We start from the raw sequence: 26,003 nt of genomic DNA on the forward strand, positions 1-26,003 counted from the left end.
CCCCGCTGCTTCTTCAGTCTGGGTAAATTACAGGGCCATGAAGCAGCAGACCCTTGCCATGGCGGCCGACACGCAGTCGGGCTTTGAACAACACCGCAAACCCACGCGGCGCGATGAATTCCTCAAGACCATGGATGCGCTGGTGCCCTGGGCTGCGCTATGCGAGGAGATTGCCCCGCACTATCCCAAGGCCGGCAATGGACGCCCCCCCATTGGTTTGGAGCGCATGCTGCGCATTCACTTCATCCAGCACTGGTTCAACCTGGCTGACTTGGCGTGCGAGGAAGCCCTATACGACAGTGCCAGCCTGCGCCGCTTTGTGGGCATAGATCTGGGCTGCGAGCCGGTCCCAGACGCCACCACGATGCTCAAGTTCCGCCACCTGCTCAACGACAACAAGTTGGGCCAAGCACTGTTCACGCGCGTCGGCAAGGAGTTGCAGGCTCGCGGTATCAAGGTCAACACCGGCACCATCGTGGACGCCACCATCATCGGCGCGCCCAGCTCCACCAAGAACGCTGACAAGGCCAGAGACCCCGAAATGCACCAGACCAAGAAGGGCCAGCAGTGGTATTTCGGCATGAAGTTGCACATTGGCGTGGATAGCCAAACCGGGCTGACCCACAGCGCGGTGGTCACGGCGGCCAACGTGCATGACAAACACCCGCTGCCCGATTTGCTGCACGGCAACGAACAGCGCGTCTACGGCGACTCGGCCTACGCCAGTCAGAAAGCACTGATAGCGAGTAAAGCACCCCAAGCCAAGGACTTCACCAACCAGCGCACGCGACGTGCGGGCGAGGTGAACGAGGTGCAGCGGGCCAAGAACCGCAACAAGTCGCGGGTACGTGCCAGGGTCGAGCATGTCTTTGCGGTGATCAAGCGCCTGTGGGGATTCACCAAGGTGCGCTACCGTGGGCTACAAAAGAACGCCACGCGCGCATTCACGGCCTTGGCGCTGGCCAACATTTACCTGTGCCGCAGTCATCTGTTGGGACAGGTGCGCCCGTAAGGGCGGAAATCGGGCCTCAGCGCCCCGCGAACTGCCCAAATGGGCCGCGCGAGAGGCATAAAAGTCCAAAAAACTGCGTCATCCAGGTTTGCGCGGAAATTTTTCGACGGCTTGTTCAGCGTAGCCTTAGCGCAAGAATGCTGACTTGCACACGAATGGGTCGCCGTGCGCCCTTCTAGAGCGTCATGCGCGGCTTCTGCTGGGCTCGCCGCATGTTGCTGCTAGCGCCAGCGCGAGAATTGCCATGACCGCTCCGACGGCACAGGTGCCGTTCCATCCGAAATGGGAGAACGCGAGTCCTCCCAGGCCCGCCCCAATGGAACCCCCAAGAAGCATGGTCGCGATAAACACCGTATTGAGGCGGCTGTGCGCCGTGGCATCGAGAGCCAGTGCCCGTGCATGGTTCGCGACTTGAGACGATTGGACACCTATGTCCATCAGCAACACGCCCACAGCAAGCGCCCATAAACTGCCTGGCAAGGCGATGAGCAAGACGAAAGCGAGGATGACCAGCGCCGTCCCGGCGCGAATCACCGCGGTCAGCGAGGCGACCGGCCGCCGGCGCGGCGGCCACACCAACCGCGCCGATCACCGCCATCATTCCGGTCGCCGACGGTCCCAATTGGTAGGGTTCACCGGCAAGCAACACCGCAAGGTTCGACCAGAAGGCCAGAAAGGCTGCGAAGATCAGCGCTTGTATAAGGACAGCGATCCGCAATGTCCGGTGCTCGGCTAGCAGTAGCCATAGCGATCCCAGCAACGCGGCATAACTCGGAGTTGCTTTCGGATGGACCTTTGGCAATCGCCATGCAAAGAGGAGCGCCATTGCAAACATGGCTCCGGCGGCAGCAAGAAACATGGCCCGCCAACCCCACCATTCCGTGACACCGCCGCTGATCGTTCTTGACAGAAGAATGCCCAGAAGAATGGCGCCCGTGATCAAACCAAGCGCTTGGCCTCTGGATGCAATGGGCGCAATGTGAACCGCAAGCGGAACGATTTGTTGCGCAACGGTGGAGAACAGACCGATCATGAAGCTGGCCGCGATCAGCAGCCACAACGTTGTCGCAATTGAGGCTCCAAGTAATCCCAACGCAAGTGCAACAGTCGTGAGAACGATCAGTGCCCGGCGTTCAAACTTATCACCCAGGGGCGCGAGAAAAATGACCCCCAAGGTATTGCCCGTTAAGGCGGCCATCGGGATCGCGGCCACGACGGCAGGCGTGGTGCCGAACGCAATGGAAAGCTCGGCAAGCATGGGTTGGCTGTAGTAGGTATTGGCAACCGCCAATCCTGCTCCCGCCGCAAGGAGAGGCATCGTCTTGCCATCTAGGTTTTTCTTCATGTTCCAATTTCCTCCCTATCGTCCAGATGACGTGACACACGACGGAACGGCAACGACTCGCTCAACGAACCGCGACAGTCTTTCGGACGGTTCCCTATCTAGCCGCAGCAGATAGGTCGTCAGCACTGGTGGGCGTCCGGCCAAGGGGCGCGAAACGATGCCTTGTTCTCGGCCGCCTGCGATCTGCGAGGCGCCGGCCAGTCCCAGCGCCAACCCCGCCGCGACCATTGCCATCATTAATTCGCAGGACATGACCTGTTCAGCGACCAGAGGCTTCTGATCCGCGACGCGCAAGATGCGCTCGATCTGCTGGCAATAGCCCTCGCAGAACTGTGGGTCGCCCATCACCAGCGGATAGCGGAGCACTTCATCGAGCGGAATGCGCTTGTATGCCAGCAAGGGATGGCGGGCCGGCAAGGCAACGTGCAGCGGATCGCTCCAGGCCTCCACCGCCAGGATGCCGTCACCCACGTTGGCCGATTGGGCGAGGCCCACGTCGTACAGGTCTTCATGCAGCCCCTTGAGCTGCTGCGCCAGAGAGACCTCAAACAGGCGGATTTCCACCTCAGGTTCTTCCTGTCGGCACAGTGCCAGCAAGGCCGGCAAGCGTGAGGGGGTCATGCCATCGGACAGCGCGATGCGCAACTGACCATGGAAGCCATTGGCGGACGCCTTTACACTGTCGCGGGCTTGCTGCAAGGCCATGAAAATGCGCGGAACATGCTCAAGGAACAGGTTGCCGGCACGCGTCAGCCGCGTGCTGCGAGACGTGCGAACGAATAGCTGCTCGCTCAGGTCTTCTTCCAACTCCTTGATGGCGCGCGACAGCGGCGATTGCTCCATATGCAGCCGCTCGGCGGCGCGGGCGAAGTGGAGTTCTTCGGCCACGGCCAGGAAGCAACGCAGGTGCCGCAATTCCATGTGCAAAACCGCTATCGGTACACGGGGTGGCGGTGGCACAAGTCCACCACCAGTTCCCGCACCCGATCACGTACCGTTGTCAGCGTACTGCCACCCGCCTCCAGCGCATCCAGCACATCGCACAGCCAGCCGGCCAGCTGCTCGCACTCGGGCACGCCGAAGCCCCGCGTGGTCACCGCTGGCGTGCCGATGCGCACGCCCGAAGTCACGAAAGGCGAGCGAGGGTCGTTGGGCACCGAGTTTTTGTTCGCGGTGATGTAAGCATCGCTCAACGCTGCGTCCGCGTCCTTGCCGGTGTACGGCTTGGCGGACAGGTCGATCAGCATCAGGTGGTTGTCGGTCCCACCGGAGACGATCTTGTAGCCGCGCTGCTGGAGCGCGGCCGCCATGGCACGTGCGTTGATCACGACCTGTTGCTGGTACGTCTTGAACTCGGGGCGTAGCGCTTCCTTGAATGCGATGGCCTTGGCGGCGATCACGTGCATCAGCGGGCCGCCCTGGATGCCGGGGAACACGGCGGAATTGAGCTTCTTGTAGAAGTTCTCATCCTGCCCCTTGGACAGGATGATGCCGCCACGTGGGCCGCGCAGAGTCTTGTGCGTGGTGCTGGTGACCACGTGGGCATGCGGCAATGGATTCGGGTACTCGCCCGCTGCCACCAAGCCGGCCACATGCGCCATATCCACCCAGAAGACCGCGCCGACCTTGTCGGCAATGGTGCGCATGCGCGCCCAGTCCTTGTGGCGCGAATAGGCGGAGAAGCCGCCAATCAACATCTTGGGCCGGGTCTCCAGCGCGATGCGCTCCATCTCGTCGTAATCGATCAGGCCTGTCTCGGGATCAAGCCCGTAGGGCACGATCTTGTAGTGCCGTCCGGAGAAGTTGGACGGATTGCCGTGGGTCAGATGGCCGCCCTGGGCCAAGTTCATGCCCATCACGGTATCGCCGGGATTGATCAACGCCAGGAACACCGCCGCGTTGGCCTGGGCGCCAGCGTGGGGCTGGACGTTGGCGTAGTCGCAATCGAACAGCGCCTTGACTCGTTCGATGGCCAGGCGCTCGGCCACGTCCACGTTCTCGCAGCCGCTGTAGTAGCGCTTGCCCGGATAGCCTTCGGCATATTTGTTGGTGAACACCGAGTTCTGGATCGCCATCACCAGCGGGCTGGCGTAGTTCTCGGAGGCGATCAATTCGACATGATCTTCTTGGCGGCGTTCTTCGTTCTGCAGGGCTTGCGTCAGCTCGGGGTCGAAGTCCGTAAGAGCGAGAGATGTGTCGTACATGGTGGGGAGTCCTATCGTCGGTTTCGTTGAGGTTGGGTTGTTGGGGATGGCTCGGGCGTGTCCATGTCCAGTTGCCTGCGGATACTGCGGATGAGATCGCTGGCAGCGGCCAGGGCTTCGGCCGCTGACTTGTCCGCCAGGCTCTCGATGAGCCAAGCACCAATGACGACGGCATCGGCGCTCTGGGCGATGTCGCGGGCGGTCTGCGCGTCACGGATGCTGAAGTCGATGCCCACGGGAATGCGCACATGGCGGCGAATGCGTGCCGGCGTCTGGTCGCCAGTGAGGGCCTTGACGCATAGGCAGCAGAGGTAACCGCTGGCGCGCTCGGCCACCGCCCGCACGTGGCGCTCCGTGGCGGACGATGCCAACCGCAAGATCATGTCGAGGCCGCAATGGCGCAGTTGTGCGGCCAGCCCATCGGCGGCTTCTGGCGGGCAATCGACCACCAGCACACCATCCACGCCCGCGCTGGCCGCGTTCTCGGCAAAGGCGCCCGACTGACGCAATTGGTCGTAGCGTTCGATGGGATTTGCATAAGCCCTCAGCACCACGGGCGTGGCGCCATCCGCCTCGCGGAACTGTCGTACCTGGTCAAGGACTTGCAGCAGTCCAACCCCTGAGCGCAATGCCTGTTCGCCAGCGGCTTGGACAGCCGTGTCTTCCGCCGATGGATCGGAGAACGGCACGCCCAATTCAATGACGTCGGCTCCAGCCTCCACCAGCACGTGCATCAACGCAGGCGTGATGTCCGCGTAAGGGTATCCCGCGACGACATGGGCAATCAGCACCTTGCGACCTTGTTCGCTCAGACGCTCAAACGTGAGGGCAAGGCGATGCATGGTTGGACCCACAGTCACCTCACACACTCCGCCTGCATTGCGGCGTCAGGCGCCGCAGGACTCGAACGACTGAGCGCAGGAACGGAGGACAGCAAGGGGGCGATACGCGCCACGATGTCGTCAATCTGCGCTTCGTCGCAGATCAGCGGGGGCAGCAAACGGATGGTGGTGTCGCGTGTCACCGTGATGAGCAAGCGCTGCTCCTCCAACGCCCGCCCGACCAGTTCCTTGCAACTTCTGTCCAGCTCGATGCCTGCCATCAGGCCCTGGCCCCGGATTGCCAGCACATTCGGGTGATTACCCAGCGTCTTTTGCAAGCCTGTGAGCAGGCGGTCTCCCAGGACAGCGGCCCGCTGCGGCATGCTGTCCCGCGCCATGATGTCGAGCACAGTGCAGCCCACGCGACAGGCCAGCGGATTGCCGCCAAAAGTCGATCCATGCTGGCCGGGCGAGAACAGGTCGGCCGCCTCACCTCGCGCCAGGCACGCGCCGATGGGAAAGCCGTTGCCCAGCGCCTTCGCCAAGGTCATGACGTCGGGTGTGATGCCCGCATGCTGGTGCCCAAACCAGGCCCCGGTACGCCCCATGCCCGCCTGGATCTCATCAATCATCAGCAGCCAGCCACGCTCGTCGCACAAAGCACGCAGTTCCCTCAAATAGTCGGCACTGGCGACGCGGATGCCACCTTCACCCTGTACGGGCTCGATCAGCACCGCAACGATGCCGGGTGATTGGTCTGCCGCATTGCGCACCGCCTCGATATCGTCGTACGGAACCCGCAGGAAACCAGGCATCAGGGGCTCAAAACCTTGCTGCTTCGCCGGATTGCCGGTGGCCGAGAGTGTTGCCAGGGTGCGGCCATGAAAGCCGTTCTCCATCACAAGAATCTGTGGCTGCGCCACCTGCCTGCGGTGCCCGTGCAGGCGCGCGAGCTTGAGTGCGGTTTCGTTGGCCTCGGCGCCAGAGTTGCAGAAGAAAACACGCTGCATGCCCGCCAACGCGCACAGGCGTTCGCCCAGTTGCTCCTGCCAGTCGATGCGGTACACGTTGGAGGTGTTCAGCAGCAGGCCGGCTTGCTCGGCGATGACGGCGGCGATCTCCGGATGGGCATGGCCCAGGCTGGTGACGGCGACGCCCGCGATGGCATCCAGGTATTCCACGCCGTTCTCGTCCCACAGAAGCGCGCCGCTGCCGCGTGCGAATGAGACGGGTTGGCGGGCATAGGCCCGCATCAAGTGGGAAGTGGTGTGTTGCATGAACGGTGACTCCAATGAGATTCGGAAAACGCTTGGCGGATACGCACCAGTTCGCGGGCGTGGGTCTGGTTGTTGGCCTGAGGGCTGACCACTCGGCTCGGCAGCACCAATTCGGCGCATTGCGCGTTGTGGGTGTGGCGCAGCGCCTGCACGATCATTTGGCAAGCCCTGGCAATGGCTTCGGGCAAGGTGGCACCGTTGAGCCAATGCCCCGTCAGGGCAGCGCTGAACAGATCGCCTGTTCCTTTGGGCACGGCGTCGATGCGTGCATGCGTGATGACGTGCGCTTGCTCGCGGGTGACAAATACAACCTGCATTTCACCGTCCGCCCAGGTAGTCGGCGCCGCACTGGTCACCGCGATCCATTGGGTGCGGCCCGTCAGCAAGGTTCGGGCCGCTGCAACGACGCTCTCCATGTCATCGACCGGGCGGCCTGTCAGGTGCGCCAGCTCAAACCCGTTCGGTGTCAGTCCATGGGCCAGCGGCAGCAAATGCTGGCGGTAGGCTTCGGCCATGCCGGTATCGACATAGATGCCGCGATCGTGATCGCCCATCACGGGGTCGATGACCACGCGCAGGCCCGCGCGCTCGGCCTGCAAGGCTCGCGTCCAGCGGGCCAGCACCTCGGCTTGCCCCGGATTTCCCAGGTAACCGGCCAGGACGGCGCGCAGTGCGTGCAGCGCGCCGCGTGCCGACAAATCCTGTAGATATCCCTCGAACCATTCGACGGGCAGCGCACCGCCGTGCATCGTCGGATAGTGCGGCGTGTTGCTGAACACGACGGTCGGCACCGCAGCCACCGACAGGCCCAGCGACTCCAAGGTCGGAACCGCGACGTTGTTTCCTACCCGGCCGTAGACCACCTGCGATTGCACCGAGACCACCTCCAGCGATAGCGGTCGAGATACCCTAGAAGATGGGGTTTCGATCATGGAGCCTCCCTTGGACAGGCCGCCTCAATCTCGTCCAGCCAGGCGGTGAAGGCCGCCCGTGCCGCCAGCGGCAAGCTGGATTGCAAGGCTTGTGCGTCGGTGCGTAATGCGCGCGGGTCGATGCCAGCCTGCGCCAGTTCGCAGGCATGGCCAACTAGCCAGCGCTCAATCTGGCGGGGGTCCGCTTCCAGATGGCATTGCAGCGCCAGCACATGGCGGCCCACGCTGAAAGCCTGATTGGCGCAGCTTGGCGTGCCCGCCAGTCGCGTTGCCCCAGCGGGAATGTCAAAGCGGTCGCCGTGCCAGTGCAGCACCGGCACCTTGCCCAGCACCGCCAGCGGTGACGCCTCGCCCTCCGGCGTTAGCGTCAGTGGCGCAAAACCGATTTCCTTGACACCCATGCTGGCGACACCGGCACCGAGCGCCCGCGCGATCAGTTGCGCGCCCAGGCAGATGCCCAGCAGCGGGCGCTGGCTTTTCAGTCGCTGAAGAATCACTGCGAGTTCGTCGCCGATAAAGGGATAGATGGCGTCATCGAAGGCGCTGATCGGCCCACCCAGCACCACCAGCAAATCTGCCGCTGCCGTGTTCACAGTGCGCAAGTCGTCGGTGGTGGCATCCAGGTAGCGCACGGCATAACCGCGTGCCGCGAGTAGCGGCTCCAAGGTGCCGAGGTCTTCAAAGTCCAGATGGCGGATGGCCAGGGCGGTTTTCATGGTTGTGCCTCCTCTGTGCTGGGTTCGCCGGGCCAGTAGTGGCTGTCTGGCAAAGGGCGGGCACCGAAGATGGCCTGGCCGACGCGCACCACGGTGGCGCCTTCCTCGATGGCGATCTCGAAGTCACCGGACATACCCATGGAAAGCTCGTCCAGCCCGATGCTCGCAGGAGCGCTTTGCCGCAGTTGGTCGCGTAGCGTGCGCAGGAGAATGAAGCACTGGCGCACCCGCTCAGCCTCGGCGGAAAACAGCGCCAGCGTCATGAGCCCGCGCACACGCAGCGCCGGGAACGCGGGCAGCGCGCGCAGGAAGGCCGGAACGTCCTCGGGCGACAGCCCGTACTTGCTGGCCTCGCCCGAGGTATTGACCTGCACAAACACATCCAGCGAGCGGCCTTCGGCTTGCAGGCGACGCTCCAGTGCCTCGGCCACGCGCAGGCTGTCCAGTGCCTGGAACTCGCTGGCGAAGCGCGCCACCAGCTTGGCCTTGTTGGTCTGCAGGTGGCCGATGACCGACCAATGCAGGTCGGTCAAGTCTTGCATGGCTTCCCATTTGCCGAAGGCTTCCTGCACCTTGTTTTCACCCAGCATCCGGCAGCCAGCCGCATGGGCCAGGCGCAGGCTGGCCTCGGGCTTGGTCTTGCTCACCGGCAGCAGGCGCACCCCGGCCGGGTCGCGGCCGACGCGGTGGCAGGCGGCGTCCATGCGGGTGCGCACCGCCGCCAGGTTGTGTTGGAAGTCATCGACTGTGGCCGCCTGCGGATAGCGGCCATGCTGGTCGTGACGGGTCTGGGTGTCCGATGGCTCAGGCATTGGCCCCCTCCCTCTTGATCGCGGGTTGGGCGGCCGATGCCGCAGTGGCCGGCCGCCCACGGCGCGGCAGTGTTCCATTGAGCACGGCATAGGCAATTAGGCCGATCACCAGACCCCAGAATGCGCCGCCAATCCCCAACAGGCTGATGTTGGCGGCGGCCGCCAGGAAGGTGATCAGCGACGCTTCGCGCGTCCTCACATCGGCCAAGGCGGTGGCGAGGCTGCCGCCGATAGTGCCCAGCAGCGCCAGCCCCGCCAGCGTGGTGATGAAGGTCGCTGGGAAGGCCATGAAGACGGCGGCCAGCGTCACGCCGAACACGCCCACGAGGATGTAGCACACGCCTGCGGCGATGCCCGCGATCCAGCGTTTGGACGGATCTTCGTGCGCCTCCCGGCCCGTGGCGATGGCGGCCGTGATGGCGGCGATGTTGAAAGCATGCGAGCCGAACGGTGCCATCAGCAGCGAACCCAGGCCGGTCACCGTCACGATGGGGTTGGCGCTGGTCTTGAAGCCGTCATTGCGCAGCACCAGCATGCCGGGCATGTACTGGCCGGTCAGGGTGATGAGGAACAGCGGCAGCGCCACGCTCAACAAGGCGTTGAGTGAAAAAGCGGGCATGGTGAAGACTGGCGTGGCCAGCTTCAGGCTCAACCCCGACAGATCGACGCGATCCTGCATCAGCAGGAAGGCCAGACCCAACACCAGGATGCCCACCACCGCATAGCGTGCGGAGCATCGCTTGAACACCACGTAGGCGAGGATCAGCAGTCCGGCCAATAGCGGGTCGATGCTCATGCCACCAAAAGCCCCAATGCCAAACTGCAGCAGGATGCCCGCGAGCAAGCCTGCGGCCACGCCTGGCGGGATCAGACGGATGACACGCTCGAACCAACCCGACAGCCCCAGCACCACAAATGCCGCTGCTGAAATCAGGTAGGCCCCCACGGCTTCAGCATACGGGGTGGTCGCCAGCGCCGTGACCAGAAACGCCGCCGCAGGCGTGGACCACGCGGTGATGATCGGCTCGCGGGACATCCAGCTCAGGATGATCCCCGTCACGCCCACACCGATGGAAATCGACCACACCCAAGAGGCCGTCAGTTCCGGGCTCAGGCCCGCGACCTTGGCGGCCTGGAACACCAGGATGAATGTGCCGCCGTAGTTGACGATGACCGAGATCAGTCCGGCTACGACTGGATGGGTGAGATCGTTCCAGCGAACGGTTGAAGGTGAAGGGACGGATGACATGGCCTGACGGTGACTCCTGATAAATCGGTTAGATGGCTTGTGAAACGTATTTATAGATTTAAAATGGCTTGGTGTTCCCCGCCATTTTTTTGATTAGATACAGACCAATTGTTCAAACATGCCCAACTTGAATCCGTCAAAGCCTGGGTCGGCGACCCGGCCCATGGCGCCTTGCCCCTGCATGCGCGCATTCAGCGGGCCATCCGGCAACTGATCCTCGACGGCGCGCTCGATGTAGGCAGGCCATTGCCCGCGTCACGCGCCTTGGCGAAGTCCTTGGGGGTGTCCCGCGATACGGTCGAGTCGGCCTACAGCCAGTTGCACGCGGAAGGTTTCATCGAGCGGCGCGTGGGCAGCGGCAGCTTTGTGTCGGAGCGGGCACAGCGCTTGCCAGGGCGGGGGGCAGTACAGCGCACGAGGGCACCCAAGGAAACGTTGCGGCTCAGTCGGCGCGGCAGCGCCATGTTCCAGGGCGGTGGCGTGCGCGACTTCCTGACACCACGCCCATTCGCGCCCGGTGTACCGGAAACGCGCAACTTTCCACTACCGACCTGGGAGCGGCTGGAGCGGCAGGTGTTGAAGGAATACGGCACCCTGGCGCTGCTGCACAGCCCACCACAGGGAATGGCGCCGCTGCGGCGTGCCATCGCGGATTACGTCAATCTCGAACGCGGTGCGCGCGCCACACCCGAGCGTGTGCTGGTGCTGACCAGTTCTCAGCAAGCCCTGACCCTGTGCGCCACGGTGTTGCTCGATGCGGGTGACCAGATATTCATCGAAGACCCCGTGTACCACGGCGCGCGTAAGGCGTTCGACGCCGCCGGACTGGAGTGCGTGCCCGTGCCATTGGATGCAGACGGCCTGCGGGTGGAGCATTTGATTGAGGCAAGCAAGGCGCCAGGCGAACCGGCCAGGGCGGTGTTCCTGACGCCATCGCACCAATTCCCCACGGGGGCGACACTGTCGCTAGACCGGCGCCTGGCCGTCATTGAATGGGCCAGAGAGCACCAGGGCTGGATCATCGAAGACGACTACGACAGCGAATTCCACTACGCAGGTAAACCCACGGCCTGCGTACAGGGGCTCGATCCGCACGAGCGGACGATCTACATCGGCACCTTCACCAAATCGCTGTTTCCCGGCCTGCGCATCGGCTACATGGTGTTGCCGATGCAGTTGGTGGCGCCTATGACAGTGGCCCGCACCTTGCTGGATGGACACAGCGCGCCCATCCCGCAACTCACGCTGGCGCGCTTCATCGAAGGCGGCCACTTCGGCGCCCATGTGCGCACCATGCGCGCCGTCTACGCCGAACGGCGTGACGTGCTGGCGCGGCTGGTGCGCCAGCATCTGGCTGACTTCGTAGAACCGAGGGTGCCGGCCGGGGGCATGCAGATGCCCTGTGTGTTCATCCGCGACATCCCCGAGCGCGAGGCCGTGGACTCCGCACGCCGAGCGGGAATCGACCTGCTGGGACTGACGGCGCTGCATACGTCGAGCAAGCACAAGGCAGGCTTCCTCATGGGATTCGCCGCTCACGCCCCGCATGAGCTGGATGTTGCCGTCAAGAAACTTGCAAATGTGCTACGTGCGCTGTGCCGCTGATCGGCATGCCAAGCGTGAAAAAAGCCAGGATGAGATCGTTGCCCATCGGGTGATCGCCTCCGGTGTCCAACGTGAATCTTCTCTGCTGCGCGAGCGCAGCGTGAGCTGCTGCAGCAGCGAGGCCGCGCTATCGGTGCGCACTACCAGCCATGCAACTCTCCAATTGCTTCAAGAAGGCAATGGACATGACACCGGCAGCCCACTGGACGGCTAGTGAGACGCCCGAGCTGTTTTCTTAGAATTCTCTTTCAGATCGAAGGCGTTTGCTGTCTTCCGATCATCCATGACACGCCGCCGCCGCCCACGGTGGCTGCGAGTTGCTGCCCCAGCCGCTGCTCGATCACTGGCTTCCACGGCACCAGGCTGAAGCCCTTGCCATCGTCGAGCATGGCGTAACGCCCGCTGGCGAGCATGACGGAGCGCCGGTAGATGCCGACCACGCGCTGGCCGTCAGCCATAGGGCGGTGCTCCAGCCCGGTATCGGCGGCAATGCTCTTGGCTGCCTGTGCCAGTTCCCGGTTGCGCAGCGTCGCCAACAGGTTGCGCGCCAGAATCACGCGCTGACCACGCCGCTCCGCCAACCCCAGTTCGCTCAGGAAGTCAGCTCGTTTCTGTAGTGCCTCCTCGGCCTCGCTGCCAAAGCCCAGGTCGCCCAGCCCCTTGCCGCCATCGATCAACTGCTGATCCAGCCAGGTCGCGCCGATCGCGCGCGCCTGTCGTTCGATAGGCAGGTGCGATTTCAGCTCCACAGCCACGCCGCCCAGGCGCTGCGCGTCATAGCGGCGACCTTTCTCTGGCAAGTCGCCCGGCACCTTCCATAACCCCTCGGCCACCCGCTCCACGATGCCGGCCCGGCGCAGGGCTTCCAGCCGTCGAACGTGAGCGGCCACGACTTCCTGCGGATCGCGGCCGGCCTGCGTTTGGCGTTGAGCTATCGCCAAGTGATGGTCGGTGCGGTACAGGCCATCGCTGGTCAGCGCGGCGATGTTCCGATCCGCCGCCCGCACTTCGGCGGAACCGCGCACCTCCACAACCGATCCGGTGGGATAGTTCGCCGGTTCGTCGCGGGCATTGAGCGCGACATAGTGGGCCTTTCCGTCCACACCGTCGATGACTAGATAGGCCCGGTCGCGCAACTCGTCGGCCAGCCCCTTGGCGGCCACGCGGCCGACGATGGTGCGCCCATCGTCGCCCGGCTCGAAGACGGCCAGCTCGCGCGGCCGGCCGCTCATGACCCTTTGCATGGTGCGGATGATGTCGCCGCGCTCGCCCAGGGCACGCAAGGTCTTTTCGGCATCGGCATGGACGGCCCAGGTGCCGGGCTGCATCTCGTCGGCCAGGCCCAGGCGCTGCAAGCGTTGCAGGCGGCCGATCAGAAGCAGGCGCTGGCGTTGCAGTCGGGGGTCGTTAATGCGTTCGATCTGCACCCGGCCATCGTCGCCACTCTCGCGTTTCAGCGTGCGATCCAGGCTCGTCCACCGCTCCTGCTCCACCTCGCGCTGCAGGCTCTGCTGGATCTCCAGCTCGGTGCGCGGGCCGAGCCACTCCGTCGCCAGCTTGGCGGCGCGATGGCGGAAGCCATCGGCGATGTAGTCGCCCGCGATGATGAGGTCTTTACCGGTGTCGTCGCGCCCACGCACGATCAGGTGGGTGTGCGGGTTGTCGGTGTTCCAGTGATCGACCGCCACCCATTCCAGCCGCGTGCCTAGGTCGGCCTCCATGCGGCCCACCAGGTGGCGCGTGTACATCCGAAGATCGTCCAATTCAGCGCCATCCTCGGGCGAGACGATGAAGCGAAAGTGATGCCGGTCATCCTGGCTGCGTTCCTTGAACGCATCCAGATCGGCTTCGTCGGTCTGCGGCCCATAGGCCCGGCCCGGTTCGCCATCGCGGCCCGCACCATCACGCTCGATGTAGCGCAGGTGCTTGGCGAGCGATTGCGGGCTGGCCCGCTGCTGATTGACCAGCAGCGTCTTGATGGTCACGCGCCGCGACATGGGCATCAGCTTCGCGCCCGCGAAGCGCGCCGCCGTGTGGCCGCGTCCCAGGCGCGAGCCGGGCCGCTGGCCGGTTCCAGTGCCCTTGCCAGCTCCGCCAGGGCGGCGCACCGAGGACTTGCCGCCGCTGGTCTTTCCGACCTGCTTGAGCACCTTGGACACGAAGCCTTGACCGCGGTTCTTCGGGGCCTTTGGAGGGTTTGGACGGATGCGGAAATCGTCATCGCGGCGGTTGCTCATGGCTGTCTCCCTGGAAAGTCGTGGCGTGTCCGGTCGTGCGAAGCACGCGGACATGCCCGTATCGGCGCGGGCCTCACGCCCCAAGCGGCACGGCGGCGAAGCCGCACCGTGCCGCGCCACCCCCACGTGCAGACTAGCTTTGCGGGCGGCTGGGTGCCGCACCCTTTTGTCTTGCCTTCCGCATTTGCCTCCCGCATTCGCTCCCGGCCATCGCGGCCCGGTGGCGCTGCTGCACTGGCAGCCAACGCCCCGGCGAACACCGCGACGGCCACAGGCCGGCCGTGTTCGAGGCAAGTCATCTGCACGTGGGACGGCTGCATGGAATGCAGGGCCGCATGCTGCGCGGTGGGCCGTGCAAAAGCACAGGCACGCCATGCGCGGCGACACGGCCCGTGCAGCCGGAAAGCCCCGCCCAAGCGCACGGACAGACTGCACGGCGAGTCGGCAGCCAGCGATACAGTGACTGGTGCGCCGGATGACCGCGCTGAATGCAGCCCGAGGTGCAGCGCGAAGTGCCATGCGAATGCATTGGCACTGCACGCGCGGCGACATGGCGATGACACGCCCGATAGCACGATGGAATGCACATTGGCGTGCAGCAAACCGGCGACCCTCATGGACGGGCCTCCAGCCAGACCGGGTGCGCCACGCCGATCACGGCGGATGCGCTGACCGGCCCAAAATACCGGCTGTCGAAAGACACCGGGTTGGTCGCGCTCAGAAGGAATAATTCGCCAGGCCGAAGCTGGCGGCATTGCGGCCAGGATGGCAGCAGACGGCCCAGCCGGTCGGCAGACCGCACGGCGGCCACCGGCACGCCGTCGATCCACACCAGCGCATCGAACACACACACGTGCTGCGGCGTGACCGCGCCCACACGTTTGAGCAGCGGCACACGCGCTGGAAGGTAGCCGCGCTGCGCAGCCAGCGCGGCAGCGTCGACGGGCAAGCGGGTCAGCACGATGCTGCCCACGCGCAACGAAGGTGGTAGCGGACGTGGCAGCGAGTCGGCACCGTGGCCCGTCGGATCGACGCGGTACCAGCCGACCGCTACGCTGTCGGACGGGTTGTAGACCAAGCGCGGCAGCGGCTGCACGAACGCCGCCCAGGCCAACGCAGCTAAGCCGCAGGCGGACAGTGCAGCCAGCACGAGGCGAGCATGCCAACGCAAATGCGCAGGCGAGCGAGAAATGGATGTTGCTGCGGCGGTCATGGCGACACCCTTCCGGCCAGCCAGGCGGCATGCCGCTCGGCGGTGTATTCGGGCAGCGGCAAGCGCGCCGCGAGCCGGTTGCCCAGCGTGCGCCAGTACGCCGGCGAGACGCCGACAGGCGCGATGCCCAGCGCCTCGATGGCGTCGATATGCTCCAGCACAGCACGGACCTGGTTGTCGCCCTCGGCGTGCAGCAGCAGGCGCGCGCCCGGTTGCACGCCAGCGATGCGCTGCGCGTCATCCAAAGGCGTGCAAGCCTGCATCACCATGAGCTGCCAGCGGATCGTGCCGTAGTCGTTGGACTGCCAGCGGATGCGACAGAACACCGCGTTCGGCACGAACACGGCCACGCTGCGCCAGCGGTCGAGCCGCAGCGTGCGCGCAGGTTCCCCAAAGCGCAGGTAGAGCTTGATTCGGTGCTCCACGTAGGCCAACGCAACGCGCGTCAGCGGAGTGGAGGAAGGCCGGCCCGCGAACACAGCGAGCGACGGCGACGGTGCCGCCGTGGTCGCGATGGCAACAGGTGCGGTGGCAGGCAAAGCGGACATGTTCATGGTGTGTTCTCCCTGCGGTGTTCAGGAAACTCCCGCTCCAGCAGCGCGCGCAGCACGTCCGCCACCGTCACGCCTTGCGTGAAGGCCGATACCTTGATGCGCGAGCGCATGGCGGGCGTGATATCGAGCGTGAGGCGAGCCGTGTAGGTGTCGCCCTTGTTGAGTGCATCGCCGTCGCCTTGGCGAATCCACGCCTCGGCGTGCGGATTCGCTGGCGGGCGCGCTCCGATACCGACGCGCTTGGCCGGGCGTTTGCTGTTGGGTGGTGGATTGGCTGTCATGTCGGCCACCGCAGCAGTTCGTCCACCAGCGTGGTGATTTCGCGTGCGGCGGCGCTGTCGGGCGCCGTCTCGCGTGCAAGCCGGCCAGCGGCCACGCTGTCGGCGAAGACGATGCGTTGATGCACTTCCGAACGCAGCGCAGGCAGCGGCTGGTCGGCGAGCGCCTGGCGTGCTTCGCGTCCGATCACGGTGGTGCTGACACGCCGGTTGATGACAAAGGCTGCACGGAGCTGCGGCCGGAACACCTGCGCTTCCCGGATCAGCGCCACCATTTCCGCCGAAGCCCACAGGTCGTAGGGGCTGGGCTGCACGGGAATCAGCACACGCTCGGCCGCTAGCAGCGCGGAGCGCGCCAAGGCCGCGATCCTGGGTGGTCCATCAATGACGACGTGATCGGCCCGTCTGGCGAGTTCTGGCGCTTCCTGATGCAGGGCTTCGCGTGCCAGGCCCACGGCGCTGAACAGCCTTGGCAAGCCTTGCTGACTTCGGCGCTGCGTCCAGTCCAGGGCAGAGCCTTGCGGATCGGAATCCAGCAGGATGACCGATTGCCCGCGCATCGCCAGCTCTCCGGCGATGTGCGTGGCGAGCGTGGTCTTGCCCACGCCGCCTTTCTGGTTGAGCAAGGCGACGATCATGACGCGGCCCTCCAAGCGGGAAAGCTGGCTTGCGCGCGCCTTGCAAAACGAGGTTGTTTCGGGTTTCTGGCTTGCTGCGCTTGTTGCCTTTTGGCGCTTGTCCACCGAAACGGCGCGCTGCTACTAAAAGTTAGAGTATTTAAGTTAGGTAAGTTAAGGGAGGCCGAAACCCGCGCCAGCATTGGCTTTGCGGCCGATTTTGTTGCCTGATAGCACGAGGATCTGTTGCCTGATAGCACGATACCTGTGTTGCCTGATAGCACGAGCCCATCCACAGGCTTTGCCGCAGTTATCCCCGTGCCGTGGGCGGCACGGGCCGGAACGTCAGCAACGGGGAAGAAAGACCCGAGACATGCTCGACGCCCAACTGGTAGCCGGGCAAGGCTTGCCGCGTCACGAGCGCCCGCAGGTCGGCGGCGAAATCGTAGTACCGCGCGACGCTGCCCGATTTGCGGTACAGGTGCTGGAAGTCGAACTGCCAGCCACCCGGCTGTCGCCCGCCGTGCTTCCTCACCAGCCGGTACAGCCAGCGCTCGATGCCACCCGTCAGCCGGAAATACGCCGGGTCGATGGTCAGCACCAGTGCCGCATCCAGCACGCCCGCATAGAACCAGTCCGGCAGGATCAGCTCGATGCCCAGCGGCGTACCGCTGCTGTCGGCCAGCTCCTTCCACTCGTTGATCCAGGAGAAGCGGTGCAGTCGCCTGCCCGTGGTCTCCCGGATGGACGTGGCCACCGTGGTCGATTGCAGGCGATCCAGGGCCGCTTTGAGGCGCTGGTAGTCGCGCAGCGAGGTGCCACGCCCGATGAAGCGCAGGATCTCGTAGGGCGTGGCCTGCATCAGCCGCGACGGGCGCAAGCCCGCATCGCGCGCCTCCACGATCTGGCTGGCGGCCCAGATCAGCACGTCCGCATCCCAGATCGTGGCGATGCCATGCTCGGCCGTCCCTTCCACGCGGATCGTGATGCCGCTGGCGCGGAAGTCGATCGGCGCCGTGCGCCGCGACTTCGCCAGCGAGAAGAACGGAAAGGCCATCAGGTCCTGGCTGTCGCGCGGCGCCATGTCGCCCGGCAGGGCGCGGAACAGGTCGAGCTGTTCGCGCTCCTGCGACGGTCGCTGCCGTGATGGCAGCGATGGGCTGGACATGGCGAAGGCCACCCGCGTGCCAGCGATTAGCGCGCACGGCTGTCCGCCGCATGCTGCTCGGCGTACTCAGGATCAGAAGTCGTCTCGTAGCTGCGCTCCGCGGCCCAGGTATCGAGGTCGGCCACGGCGTACATGACGCGCCGCCCGAACTTGCGAAACTTCGGACCGCCTCCGATCACGCGCTGTTTCTCCAGCGTGCGCGGCGATAGGCGCAGGTAGTCGGCAGCTTCGTCGTTGGTCAAATAGCGTTGGGGCTGCGCGGGAGTAGTCGCGAGAGCGGCAGCAGGTCGCAAGGGAGTAGGACGCATGGTGAAAACCTCCATCGGTTAAAAGGTTCCGGCCACAAAGCGCAACCGGATGGAGGTAGTCTCAGAAAACGCGGCTGTTCTGCTCAGGGCCGATCTGCGCTGGATGCAGAACGACCCTTCTCAAGGGGCGGAAGTTGTGCTAGGCGGCGGTAGCCGCCGCGCATCAACGCATCGCCGCGTTGCACCAGGCGGCGCACCTTGGAGCGCAAGCCGCCGTCGCTGTACCAGTCCACCGCCGCATCGACTCCGTACAACCCTTCAGCGATCTCGCGCAAAGAGGCACCCGCCAGGGCGGCGTCGAGCGCCTGCAAGGTGTGCAGTTCCTGCAATGCCGACAGCGATGGCCGCACCGATGCCACCGCCGCAGGCGTGGCATCAACGGCGGTCGCGAGCTTTTGCAGCATGGCGGCCAGCCCCTGCAACTGCGCGCAGGCGCGGATGGCATAGGCGAAGGCCATGCCATCGGCCAGGCCAGGCGCGATAGCCAGCCGCAGGCTGTAGCCCGGCCAGCGCAGCACCAGCATCAGTCGCTTGCCGTCATGGATCAGGCATTTGCTGCCGGGCAGACTCCAGAACGCGAAGACGATGGCGTCCATTGGCGGATCAGCGTCCGGGTAGAGCTGGAGCACGCCATCGTGGTCGGGGAACCAGGCTGGGTGCGCGTCACGCGCATCCAGTGCCGGGTCTTCCAGCAGGCGCAAGCCCCAGCGATGCGCCACTGGCTGTGCCACCTGCGGCCGGCGATGACGGCGCAGCCAGTCGAGCCGGTAATCGGGATTGCGGCGCAGGTACTCCCAGGCCAGCGCCAGGCCATCGAGGTGCAGTGTGTAGAGATACGCGGCTGTCGGATACCAGGGTTCGGTGTGATGCTCGGCCATAGCGCAGGCTCCTGTCGAAGATCAGGAACGTCGCCACGGGCGTTCAACACAGGGCTATCGCAGACAACCAATTGCCATCAGAATCGGGGCAAGCTGTAACATTGAGTGTCAAGACCGATTGGCTCCGGTGTATTGCGAAATTCGTCCGAATACGACGACCGCGCAATCCCAAAGCGTCACGCGGCACAGAACACCGTGCCGCAACCCGCATGAAAGATCGTGACTGTTTTAGCCACAGATACACAGGTTTGATGCAAGAGTTCGGATTCAGACCGGCCAGGTCTGATGCCAGACTGAAATAGTCTCAATACGCCCGGCTTGGCCGGGGCGCGAACGGTTCAATCGACGATGGAACCGTTTTCCTGCGCCAGTCGCAGGTACTCCGACAGCGGTCGCACGGCCTGGAAATACCGATCCCGCATCACGGGCTGCTGGCGCGGCCCGACGATGGAGGCCAGATCGGACAGCTTCACGTGGCCCAGCTCGGGCATGCTGATTCCCAGGTCGATCAGGCCGTAGGCCGTGTCCCCATCGACGGGATTGAGTGCGACCAGCAGCCAGGTGGCGTGCGCATCGGGCGTGAACAGCCGCACCACGGGCAGCGGGTCGATGGCCCTGCCAGCGGCACAGGCCTGGCCGTGGGCCAGCAACTGCCTGCGCTCGTCCTCGGTGATGAGTTGGTTCATGGATGGCCCCTTCATTGACACAAATCCGCCAAAGCGTGAAAGCGTAAAGCCGTATCGATGGATTTGAGGAAAAGTACGGATGCGGTTTTGCGGTTCTGTCGGAATCCGTAGATACGGATTTCCGCAAAAACGTAGAAGCACGAAAAGAATCATATCCACGAATGAGTTAAAGATAACGTGGTTTTAATTGTGCTGTGACTTGACGCTTCTGTCTATGCAGAAGCGAACTGTCCAGCGTGGCCGACCGGCCGGCGCCACCACCTTCGACGCCGAACTGGCCCAGGCCTTCGGCGCGGCGGTGCGTGCGCTGCGGTTGGAGCGTGGGGTCGCGCAAGAATCGCTGGCGCACCTCGCCGGCATTGAGCGTTCGCACATGGGCAAGGTCGAGCGCGGCGAGCACATGCCCACGTTGGCGATCATCTTCAAGATCGCTGGCGCGCTTGAATGCAGCACGGCAGTGCTGATGAGCAAGACCGAAGGCCAGCTTGCTGCGGCCCGGTCGTAGCGATAGGAAACCCGCCCTTGTGACAAGGCGCTGACCTGGCCGATCCGGCGCAGCCGGTTCGGGGCATTCAGGGGTGCCAAGCTCTGCGCGGCGGGGATAGCCCCTTGGGCCTTCCCCTGGAGGTAAGCGCCAGCGCGCAGCGCCGCAGGCGCGAAGGCGCGAAGGCGTGAGGGATTGATGCCGAATGGCCGTGACGACAAAGGCGGCACGGGGCGCAGCCCGAAAGCCCGGCGGCGCATCGCGCCGACACGCCATGCCGTCCTCGCAGCCACAGATTCAAGCCATGCAGATAGAGGCAGCCGATACAGCCCTGCCTCTTGCAGTGCCGCGAAAGCAGCACTGCGCCCCGCCGAAATGGGCGGGGCGCAGTGGCCGTCAGGCCGCCTGGGGCTTGCTGCGCGACCAGATCAACGTGTGTGTGCCGTCCTCTTCCTCGATCAGGCGAGCATAGACCGTCGCCGGGAACGAAGGGTCATCGAGGGTGCAGGACACGTAGGCTCTGCCGGCTTCGCTGGTCTTCCTCCACGCCGCGCCGATGTCGTGGCCGGTCGCCTGGAGGCGGAAGTCGGGGGCGTTCTCCTTGTCGCCCTTGTCGTTGGGAACCAGTTTGACCTTGACGTTGAGCGTCAGGGTGCGAAGCGTGCCGGTGAAGCCGTCTTTGTCTGCGGTGAAGGTGCCGATGTTGGCCATGATGAATTTCCTTTCGGTTGAACAAGGTTCGCGCCCATCGCGTCCTTGTTGTGATCCGATCGGCGGGGGACGGGCTGGCTGCACCGCTTGCGGTCGCAACGCAGTGGAGAACCGGAAGGCGAAAAGAATTTGTCCCGCGAGGAATGCGCCGAACGCAGTGACAAAGCAGGGGAAATTGTTTTTGCTGGACGGTTGCAGCCATGAAGCCCGAGGCGCAGCCGTGCCCCCGCCAGGATTCACAACGAGACAAGGACGCCTTGGGCCGATCCGCTCCGAAAGGAGTTATGGCCGATTCGGCATACCCGCACGAAGGCTTCACCGACTCGTTCCCTGACGCGGGCCAGGTCAACGCTCCAACGACTGACGAGAAAGCCCCTGCCGCACCTTGCGATGCCGATCTTGAAGCGTGGCGTGGAAGTTTCATAGCGAGGTCGAGCGGTGTGTCCGTGAACCATCCTTCGTGATGCGATAGACGAGAACCGCCAGCGTCGAGGGCGGCACGCATCCGCAGAACCTGCCGCAGCAAGCGCCAGCGTGTTCGCCAGTGCCCCGCCCATCGCGGCGGAGCGCTGGCCGGGCCGATCCGGCGTATCCGGTTCGGTGGTATTTGAGGGGCGCCAAGCAACGCGCGGCGGGGATGGGCCTTGCGCCGATCCCCTGGAGGCAAGCGAAGCGCGCAGCGCCGCAGGCGCGAAGGAGTGAGGGATTGAAGCCGAATGGCCGTGACGACAAAGGCGGCACGGGGCGCAGCCCGAAAGCCCGGCGGTGCATCGCGCCGACACGCCCAGGCCGTTCTATATTTTGGAAGGAAACAGATGCAGATGCTGGCCTGAAGTGACGTCGGTACTGCCTCGCCTTCCCGTCAGTCAGCTTCCGGTTCGTGCTTCAGCTTGATCGTATGAATGCGCGCCTCGATGGTATCGTCCTGCACGCGTATTGAGTCGAGGCGTTCCAGCAGGAAATCCTCTCGAATGACCTCCACGACCGTCGTTTTCCGATCTTCGCCGTCGTGCCAGTTGAATTCCAGTCTGGCAAGTGGCACTTCTTGCAGTTGCACCGCCCCGTCTGCAGTCACCTTTGCGGTGAGAAGCTGGCCGCTCACGACCACCATCGGGTGCCAGAAGAACAAGCGCCAATACCGCCCCGTCTCCTCTGTGATCCACCCGTTGAACGCGCCCACTTCGTCTTCCGTGTACTGGCTGGCCTTGAGCAGCGACGAATAGATGTCATCGGGTTGACATGCCGTGAACTCGTCCCGACCATGCAGCTTGCTTAGCGCGCAAATCTCTGAGAACAGATTGCGCCAGTCCGCGGGCCTCTCCTCGTAGGGGTGAATCTGATCGAGGAAGGGGCAAGGAACCGGGCTTGTGCCGAACTTGATGTAGCTCTCGAAGTCTGCGTTGGGCGTCGAGGGCCGCTCCGTCAGGAGAACGATGGGAAAAGCGTTGTTGATGGTTTGGATCACGAACGTCGTCTTGACGCAAACGCCGCGTCGATTCAGTCCACCAGCGGTTTCCGCCGTAAGATCGATTCCCCGCGCCTTGCCGTGAATGTCTTTGTGCGTGACGTTCGGCTCCACGAAGAAGTCTGCCGCCGTGAGCGCGCGCACAACACGAGACTTCATCAGGTATCCCGAGCGTTCGAGGGATTCGCGAATAACGTCGATTGGGATTGGCTGTTCTGCAGGCATGACTGGATTGTGCCGCCTGCGATGATCTTTCCACGCAGCAGCGCATATGTGGGGATGCCTTTAACGCCGTTGCCTGAGCCACCGAAGGCGGCGACGCGATGTTCTGGCTGTTCTGCTTCAACACCGGGCGCGGCCACTGCCGCGCCCGGATTTTGCGTCCACCGCGCCCAGGGCGGAACGGCCTGGGCGCGGTGCTGGTCGCGGTTATTCCTTCGTCTCGATGATCCACCACACGGCGCGCGACAAAGCGCGGCCCGTGATGGGGTGAATGTCCGTGAGGTCGGCGCTGGCCGTCCAACCCGAGGGCGGACGGTAGCTGCGCACGTCGCCTTCGCCGTGCCAGCGGCGGGCGCGCACTGTGCCAGGTGCATAGATCGCCGCCATGCGCGAGCGGCTGGTGGTGGTGGTGCGGCTCATGGGCGGTTCTCCTACCAAGCGAAGCGCCCCGGTCGAAGCCAGGGCGCTTGCCTTCGGCGTGGGTCAAGCGGCCAAGGCCTCGGCGGGTTCATCCGCCACGGCTTCGGCATCCTCCGGGGCGTCCTGCGCCGCTTCCTGCATTGCTTCCCGCGGGTCTTCGGCCTTGAAGATGGCGGGCATCCAGCCCGTGCCATCGGCCAGCCGTTCGGCTTCGCTGGCAATGTCGGCCTTCTTCAGCTTCGCCAGCCGGGTGACGTGCTCCGGTGCGAACGCGCCCACGGCATCCAGAATCACGGCCTTGGAAACATGCTTGAAGTAGCCTTCGGCGGTCGGCTTCCACCATGCGGCCATGTCGAGGCCCACGGCCTGTGCCAGTTCCGCGCCGGGCTGGTGTGGCGTGGCGCGGGGCGTCACCACATCCACCGTGGACGCCACGCACACGGCCAGCAACTTGACCAGTTCGCCTTGCTCCATCGCCAGCAGCGCGGTGAACAGTTCGGCGCTGTCCTTGGGCAGCTTGCCGCCCCATGCCTGTTGCAATTCGCGCAGCGCCTCAGCAGCGGACGATTCGGGCCAGTCCGGGCCCATGCCTTCCAGCCGGTCTTGTGCCGTGAGACGCACGCCCAGCGGCAGATCGTGCCCGTAGTGGCTGTCCTGCAGGACGGTTTGCACCATGCCATGCACCAGTGCGGCCAATGCCACCTGCGGATGCCGGGCAACTTCGATTTGCAGCGCGGCGGTACGGTGGGCGCTGAGGCGTTGGGCCAACCGATCAGAGATAGCGGCCTTGGGCGCTTCGTCGTTCTCGCCTTCGTCGTCGTTCTCGGCTTCCACGCTGCCGAAACCTTGGCGCAACTTTTCCGGCGTGCGCAGCGCCTTCGCTTCGGCCTCACGCATCAGCCCTCGATGAATCACTGCCTCGCCGTTGCGGTCGATGGTGACGATGGCACCGGCAGCGGCCCGCATGTTCGCGGCATAGTCCAGCAAACCATCTTCCAGTGCCTGCAACTGCTGGCCCAGGCGCTCACCTTCCTCCTGCAAGGCGTCGGCCTTGTCCTCGTCGTCGGCGTCCATCGCGGCATCGAGGGCTTCGGCTACCTCCCGCATCCTGGCTTGCAGCTTCTCGATGCGCAGGGCTTCGCGCTTGCCCGGCGTGCGCCGCTCTCTCGGGGCGCGTTGAAACGCTTGCAGGTCGGCATAGGTGGCGGCGTGTGCAGCATCCACCCATGCCCAGCCTTCGGCCTTCACCTCGGCGGCGATGCCCGCCAGCCTCTCGTGCGCCAGCCGTTCCAGCAAGGCCGCATCGTTGAGGTACACGCCCGCATCGCCTTCCGCGAACAGATCGCGGCGAATCCCGCCGCCTGCGGCTTCGTAGGTGTCCAACCCGACGAATCGCACCAGCGGATGCCGGTAAGCATCAATCTCGCGCTCGGTGAGGCGTTCGCGCAGCGCAGACGGACTGCGCTGCCACTGCGGCGCATCGTAGAACGCGGCGTCTTGCGAAGCATGATCGTCAGTGATGGAAAGCGCCATGAGTTGGTCGAGCGTGACGGCATCGGCCCGGTAGTCGGCCATCAAGCGTGGCGAAACATTCGCCAGCTTCAAGCGCCGCTGCACCACCAGCGGCGTGACGGAAAAATCCGCTGCAATGTCTTCGATGGGCCGGCCTTCGGCCACCAGCGCCGCGAAGGCTTCAAACTGGTCTGCCGGGTGCATGGCTTCGCGCTGCACGTTCTCGGTGAGGCTGGCCGTGCGGGCCGTACCATCGGCCACCAGCAGGCAAGGCACCTCCCAATCCTTGGCGAGGCGGTGCTTCTTCGCCAGCAGCTTCAACGCGGCCAGCCTGCGGCCACCGGCCACCACTTCGTAATGCTCGCCATCGGCAGCGGGAATCACGATGAGGTTTTGCAGCAGGCCCACGCGCTGGATGCTCGCGGCCAGTTCGGGAATGGACATGCGCGGGGTCTTGCGCACGTTGCGGCCCGTGGGGCGCAGCACCAGCTGCGACAGCGGAACCAGAATCATGTTCTTGCTCGGGTCGGCGGCTTGCAGCACGTTGGCGGTGCTGCTGGCTGCGGTGTTGACGGCCAGGGTTTCGGTACGGGTAACGGCGTTCATGGTGTATCTCCAATCAAATGAAACAGACAGGGAATGGAGGGGAAACCGCCCCTCCGGCGGGAAAATGTCGGGAACGGGTCAGGCTTTGAGGGCGCGCATGCCATCGGCCAGCAGCCACAGGGCGCGGTTCAGGCGAATGTCGGAATCAATGCCCTGCACGGGGCGGGTTTGCTGCCTGCGGCCATTGGCGCTGCGGCCATGCAATCCGCCCTTGGTCAGGTTCTCCTGCGTGCGGTTGAACACGCTCCACAGGTCGGGGCGGCGATCCTCGAAGCGGCGCGGCATCAGAATCTGAGATTCGGTGATAGGCGCAGGCTTGTTCGGGTCGTTGTACTTCAAAGCCAGCGCAGCACGGGCGAACACTTCGGATTCGCCATCGTCCAAGGTGATGCCGCGCATGAGATTGCGGGATTCCTTCACCCGCTCGAAGCCGCTCAACACCTCGTAAGCGCCTGCTATGACGTGCCCGGCCACGTTGCCTTTGTGGGGCACGCGCACATCGGCCACGGTGTCACCGCACACCAGCCCATTGCTGCACACGAAACGGAACTATGTCCAGCGTCGAACTATGTCCAGTCATTCGACTTGCGCCTGAGCGAGCAAGTCTTGCTGGCCAATAACGCTGTACATAGCAATCCTCCTTGCTGGGCATGTCGCCCACAAGGAGACCA

The 26,003-nt window shown here is 64.5% G+C and carries 26 protein-coding genes and 1 pseudogene; 4 read left to right on the forward strand and 23 right to left on the reverse strand.

What is annotated here, in order from left to right:
- Positions 1 to 37: 37 nt before the first annotated feature.
- Entirely contained in the window at positions 38 to 1,012 is a 975-nt protein-coding gene (locus NFX52_RS12080; protein ID WP_055400540.1) for an IS5 family transposase, read from the forward strand.
- 175 nt (positions 1,013 to 1,187) lie between these two features.
- Here the strand turns inward: NFX52_RS12080 and NFX52_RS12085 are convergent, their stop codons facing one another.
- From NFX52_RS12085 to NFX52_RS12125, 9 genes are read right to left on the reverse strand one after another with little or no spacing between them, the layout of a single operon-like run.
- Positions 1,188 to 2,357, reverse strand: coding sequence for an MFS transporter (locus tag NFX52_RS12085; protein ID WP_055400542.1), 1,170 nt, complete (start codon positions 2,355 to 2,357; stop codon positions 1,188 to 1,190).
- 15 nt (positions 2,358 to 2,372) lie between these two features.
- Positions 2,373 to 3,278: a LysR family transcriptional regulator gene (locus NFX52_RS12090; RefSeq protein WP_207401983.1), complete on the reverse strand. Its 906-nt coding sequence runs from the start codon at positions 3,276 to 3,278 to the stop codon at positions 2,373 to 2,375.
- An 11-nt stretch (positions 3,279 to 3,289) separates the two neighbouring features.
- Positions 3,290 to 4,561: a serine hydroxymethyltransferase gene (glyA, locus tag NFX52_RS12095; RefSeq protein WP_055400546.1), complete on the reverse strand. Its 1,272-nt coding sequence runs from the start codon at positions 4,559 to 4,561 to the stop codon at positions 3,290 to 3,292.
- 11 nt (positions 4,562 to 4,572) lie between these two features.
- The gene (trpA, locus tag NFX52_RS12100) at positions 4,573 to 5,403 is read right to left on the reverse strand and encodes a tryptophan synthase subunit alpha (RefSeq protein WP_055400548.1); all 831 of its coding nucleotides are present in this window, start codon (positions 5,401 to 5,403) and stop codon (positions 4,573 to 4,575) included.
- Between the two features lie 14 nt (positions 5,404 to 5,417).
- Positions 5,418 to 6,659: an aspartate aminotransferase family protein gene (locus NFX52_RS12105; protein WP_055400550.1), complete on the reverse strand. Its 1,242-nt coding sequence runs from the start codon at positions 6,657 to 6,659 to the stop codon at positions 5,418 to 5,420.
- Positions 6,635 to 7,591: a pyridoxine/pyridoxal/pyridoxamine kinase gene (gene pdxK, locus NFX52_RS12110; RefSeq protein ID WP_082437551.1), complete on the reverse strand. Its 957-nt coding sequence runs from the start codon at positions 7,589 to 7,591 to the stop codon at positions 6,635 to 6,637. Before pdxK ends, NFX52_RS12105 begins: the two co-directional genes overlap by 25 nt.
- On the reverse strand, positions 7,588 to 8,307 hold the full coding sequence (locus NFX52_RS12115) for a glutamine amidotransferase (protein ID WP_055400552.1): 720 nt from the start codon (positions 8,305 to 8,307) through the stop codon (positions 7,588 to 7,590). Before NFX52_RS12115 ends, pdxK begins: the two co-directional genes overlap by 4 nt.
- Entirely contained in the window at positions 8,304 to 9,119 is an 816-nt protein-coding gene (locus tag NFX52_RS12120) for a YggS family pyridoxal phosphate-dependent enzyme (protein WP_055400554.1), read from the reverse strand. Before NFX52_RS12120 ends, NFX52_RS12115 begins: the two co-directional genes overlap by 4 nt.
- The gene (locus tag NFX52_RS12125) at positions 9,112 to 10,368 is read right to left on the reverse strand and encodes a benzoate/H(+) symporter BenE family transporter (protein WP_055400556.1); all 1,257 of its coding nucleotides are present in this window, start codon (positions 10,366 to 10,368) and stop codon (positions 9,112 to 9,114) included. Before NFX52_RS12125 ends, NFX52_RS12120 begins: the two co-directional genes overlap by 8 nt.
- Positions 10,369 to 10,476: 108 nt before the next feature.
- On the opposite strand from NFX52_RS12125, the gene pdxR reads away from it, so the two are divergent.
- Together pdxR and NFX52_RS12135 are read left to right on the forward strand one after the other, a co-directional pair.
- Positions 10,477 to 11,973 (forward strand): MocR-like pyridoxine biosynthesis transcription factor PdxR, encoded by a 1,497-nt coding sequence (pdxR, locus tag NFX52_RS12130; protein ID WP_055400558.1) that lies wholly within the window; start codon positions 10,477 to 10,479, stop codon positions 11,971 to 11,973.
- Positions 11,948 to 12,187, forward strand: a complete 240-nt coding sequence (locus NFX52_RS12135) for a hypothetical protein (protein WP_055400560.1) — start codon at positions 11,948 to 11,950, stop codon at positions 12,185 to 12,187. Before pdxR ends, NFX52_RS12135 begins: the two co-directional genes overlap by 26 nt.
- Before the next feature lie 34 nt (positions 12,188 to 12,221).
- Here the strand turns inward: NFX52_RS12135 and NFX52_RS12140 are convergent, their stop codons facing one another.
- From NFX52_RS12140 to NFX52_RS12180, 9 genes are all read right to left on the reverse strand, one after another.
- Positions 12,222 to 14,210: a relaxase/mobilization nuclease domain-containing protein gene (locus NFX52_RS12140; RefSeq protein WP_055400562.1), complete on the reverse strand. Its 1,989-nt coding sequence runs from the start codon at positions 14,208 to 14,210 to the stop codon at positions 12,222 to 12,224.
- 613 nt (positions 14,211 to 14,823) lie between these two features.
- On the reverse strand, positions 14,824 to 15,423 hold the full coding sequence (locus NFX52_RS12145) for a S26 family signal peptidase (RefSeq protein ID WP_055400564.1): 600 nt from the start codon (positions 15,421 to 15,423) through the stop codon (positions 14,824 to 14,826).
- Positions 15,420 to 15,977, reverse strand: coding sequence for a DUF2840 domain-containing protein (locus NFX52_RS12150; RefSeq protein WP_055400566.1), 558 nt, complete (start codon positions 15,975 to 15,977; stop codon positions 15,420 to 15,422). Before NFX52_RS12150 ends, NFX52_RS12145 begins: the two co-directional genes overlap by 4 nt.
- The gene (locus NFX52_RS12155; protein WP_055400568.1) at positions 15,974 to 16,258 is read right to left on the reverse strand and encodes a hypothetical protein; all 285 of its coding nucleotides are present in this window, start codon (positions 16,256 to 16,258) and stop codon (positions 15,974 to 15,976) included. The genes NFX52_RS12150 and NFX52_RS12155 overlap by 4 nt, the downstream gene beginning before the upstream one ends.
- A complete protein-coding gene (parA, locus tag NFX52_RS12160) occupies positions 16,255 to 16,893 on the reverse strand; it encodes a ParA family partition ATPase (protein ID WP_055400588.1) in 639 nt (212 codons plus the stop codon). Before parA ends, NFX52_RS12155 begins: the two co-directional genes overlap by 4 nt.
- Before the next feature lie 289 nt (positions 16,894 to 17,182).
- The gene (locus NFX52_RS12165; protein WP_055400589.1) at positions 17,183 to 18,040 is read right to left on the reverse strand and encodes a replication initiator protein A; all 858 of its coding nucleotides are present in this window, start codon (positions 18,038 to 18,040) and stop codon (positions 17,183 to 17,185) included.
- Positions 18,041 to 18,066: 26 nt separating this feature from the next.
- The gene (locus tag NFX52_RS12170; RefSeq protein ID WP_055400591.1) at positions 18,067 to 18,348 is read right to left on the reverse strand and encodes a helix-turn-helix transcriptional regulator; all 282 of its coding nucleotides are present in this window, start codon (positions 18,346 to 18,348) and stop codon (positions 18,067 to 18,069) included.
- An 83-nt stretch (positions 18,349 to 18,431) separates the two neighbouring features.
- A complete protein-coding gene (locus tag NFX52_RS12175) occupies positions 18,432 to 19,226 on the reverse strand; it encodes a DUF2285 domain-containing protein (RefSeq protein WP_055400570.1) in 795 nt (264 codons plus the stop codon).
- A gap of 338 nt (positions 19,227 to 19,564) precedes the next feature.
- Positions 19,565 to 19,912, reverse strand: coding sequence for a DUF2958 domain-containing protein (locus NFX52_RS12180; RefSeq protein WP_055400572.1), 348 nt, complete (start codon positions 19,910 to 19,912; stop codon positions 19,565 to 19,567).
- A 214-nt stretch (positions 19,913 to 20,126) separates the two neighbouring features.
- Here NFX52_RS12180 and NFX52_RS12185 point away from each other — a divergent pair, with 214 nt between their 5' ends.
- Positions 20,127 to 20,417, forward strand: a complete 291-nt coding sequence (locus NFX52_RS12185) for a helix-turn-helix domain-containing protein (RefSeq protein ID WP_055400574.1) — start codon at positions 20,127 to 20,129, stop codon at positions 20,415 to 20,417.
- Between the two features lie 375 nt (positions 20,418 to 20,792).
- Here the strand turns inward: NFX52_RS12185 and NFX52_RS12190 are convergent, their stop codons facing one another.
- The 5 genes and pseudogenes from NFX52_RS12190 to NFX52_RS12210 all read right to left on the reverse strand — a co-directional run.
- Positions 20,793 to 21,107, reverse strand: coding sequence for a DUF736 domain-containing protein (locus tag NFX52_RS12190; protein WP_055400576.1), 315 nt, complete (start codon positions 21,105 to 21,107; stop codon positions 20,793 to 20,795).
- A gap of 862 nt (positions 21,108 to 21,969) precedes the next feature.
- Positions 21,970 to 22,797 (reverse strand): hypothetical protein, encoded by an 828-nt coding sequence (locus NFX52_RS12195; protein WP_055400578.1) that lies wholly within the window; start codon positions 22,795 to 22,797, stop codon positions 21,970 to 21,972.
- Positions 22,798 to 23,001: 204 nt separating this feature from the next.
- The gene (locus NFX52_RS12200; protein WP_055400580.1) at positions 23,002 to 23,214 is read right to left on the reverse strand and encodes a hypothetical protein; all 213 of its coding nucleotides are present in this window, start codon (positions 23,212 to 23,214) and stop codon (positions 23,002 to 23,004) included.
- A gap of 63 nt (positions 23,215 to 23,277) precedes the next feature.
- The gene (locus tag NFX52_RS12205) at positions 23,278 to 25,332 is read right to left on the reverse strand and encodes a ParB/RepB/Spo0J family partition protein (protein ID WP_055400582.1); all 2,055 of its coding nucleotides are present in this window, start codon (positions 25,330 to 25,332) and stop codon (positions 23,278 to 23,280) included.
- 78 nt (positions 25,333 to 25,410) lie between these two features.
- Positions 25,411 to 25,881, reverse strand: a pseudogene (locus NFX52_RS12210) (DUF932 domain-containing protein); the annotation flags it as partial.
- Positions 25,882 to 26,003: the final 122 nt, after the last annotated feature.

The sequence above is a fragment of the Acidovorax facilis genome (genome assembly GCF_023913775.1).
In the GTDB taxonomy this organism is placed as follows: domain Bacteria; phylum Pseudomonadota; class Gammaproteobacteria; order Burkholderiales; family Burkholderiaceae_C; genus Acidovorax; species Acidovorax facilis.

Bases quoted from the DNA above. Each gene is read 5' to 3' on its own strand.
- NFX52_RS12080 (WP_055400540.1), top strand. From the start codon at position 38: ATGAAGCAGCAGACCCTTGCCATGGCGGCCGACACGCAGTCGGGCTTT.
- NFX52_RS12085 (WP_055400542.1), bottom strand. From the start codon at position 2,357: ATGAAGAAAAACCTAGATGGCAAGACGATGCCTCTCCTTGCGGCGGGA.
- NFX52_RS12090 (WP_207401983.1), bottom strand. From the start codon at position 3,278: ATGGAATTGCGGCACCTGCGTTGCTTCCTGGCCGTGGCCGAAGAACTC.
- glyA (WP_055400546.1), bottom strand. From the start codon at position 4,561: ATGTACGACACATCTCTCGCTCTTACGGACTTCGACCCCGAGCTGACG.
- trpA (WP_055400548.1), bottom strand. From the start codon at position 5,403: ATGCATCGCCTTGCCCTCACGTTTGAGCGTCTGAGCGAACAAGGTCGC.
- NFX52_RS12105 (WP_055400550.1), bottom strand. From the start codon at position 6,659: ATGCAACACACCACTTCCCACTTGATGCGGGCCTATGCCCGCCAACCC.
- pdxK (WP_082437551.1), bottom strand. From the start codon at position 7,591: ATGATCGAAACCCCATCTTCTAGGGTATCTCGACCGCTATCGCTGGAG.
- NFX52_RS12115 (WP_055400552.1), bottom strand. From the start codon at position 8,307: ATGAAAACCGCCCTGGCCATCCGCCATCTGGACTTTGAAGACCTCGGC.
- NFX52_RS12120 (WP_055400554.1), bottom strand. From the start codon at position 9,119: ATGCCTGAGCCATCGGACACCCAGACCCGTCACGACCAGCATGGCCGC.
- NFX52_RS12125 (WP_055400556.1), bottom strand. From the start codon at position 10,368: ATGTCATCCGTCCCTTCACCTTCAACCGTTCGCTGGAACGATCTCACC.
- NFX52_RS12135 (WP_055400560.1), top strand. From the start codon at position 11,948: ATGTGCTACGTGCGCTGTGCCGCTGATCGGCATGCCAAGCGTGAAAAA.
- NFX52_RS12140 (WP_055400562.1), bottom strand. From the start codon at position 14,210: ATGAGCAACCGCCGCGATGACGATTTCCGCATCCGTCCAAACCCTCCA.
- NFX52_RS12145 (WP_055400564.1), bottom strand. From the start codon at position 15,423: ATGACCGCCGCAGCAACATCCATTTCTCGCTCGCCTGCGCATTTGCGT.
- NFX52_RS12150 (WP_055400566.1), bottom strand. From the start codon at position 15,977: ATGAACATGTCCGCTTTGCCTGCCACCGCACCTGTTGCCATCGCGACC.
- NFX52_RS12155 (WP_055400568.1), bottom strand. From the start codon at position 16,258: ATGACAGCCAATCCACCACCCAACAGCAAACGCCCGGCCAAGCGCGTC.
- parA (WP_055400588.1), bottom strand. From the start codon at position 16,893: ATGATCGTCGCCTTGCTCAACCAGAAAGGCGGCGTGGGCAAGACCACG.
- NFX52_RS12165 (WP_055400589.1), bottom strand. From the start codon at position 18,040: ATGTCCAGCCCATCGCTGCCATCACGGCAGCGACCGTCGCAGGAGCGC.
- NFX52_RS12170 (WP_055400591.1), bottom strand. From the start codon at position 18,348: ATGCGTCCTACTCCCTTGCGACCTGCTGCCGCTCTCGCGACTACTCCC.
- NFX52_RS12175 (WP_055400570.1), bottom strand. From the start codon at position 19,226: ATGGCCGAGCATCACACCGAACCCTGGTATCCGACAGCCGCGTATCTC.
- NFX52_RS12180 (WP_055400572.1), bottom strand. From the start codon at position 19,912: ATGAACCAACTCATCACCGAGGACGAGCGCAGGCAGTTGCTGGCCCAC.
- NFX52_RS12185 (WP_055400574.1), top strand. From the start codon at position 20,127: ATGCAGAAGCGAACTGTCCAGCGTGGCCGACCGGCCGGCGCCACCACC.
- NFX52_RS12190 (WP_055400576.1), bottom strand. From the start codon at position 21,107: ATGGCCAACATCGGCACCTTCACCGCAGACAAAGACGGCTTCACCGGC.
- NFX52_RS12195 (WP_055400578.1), bottom strand. From the start codon at position 22,797: ATGCCTGCAGAACAGCCAATCCCAATCGACGTTATTCGCGAATCCCTC.
- NFX52_RS12200 (WP_055400580.1), bottom strand. From the start codon at position 23,214: ATGAGCCGCACCACCACCACCAGCCGCTCGCGCATGGCGGCGATCTAT.
- NFX52_RS12205 (WP_055400582.1), bottom strand. From the start codon at position 25,332: ATGAACGCCGTTACCCGTACCGAAACCCTGGCCGTCAACACCGCAGCC.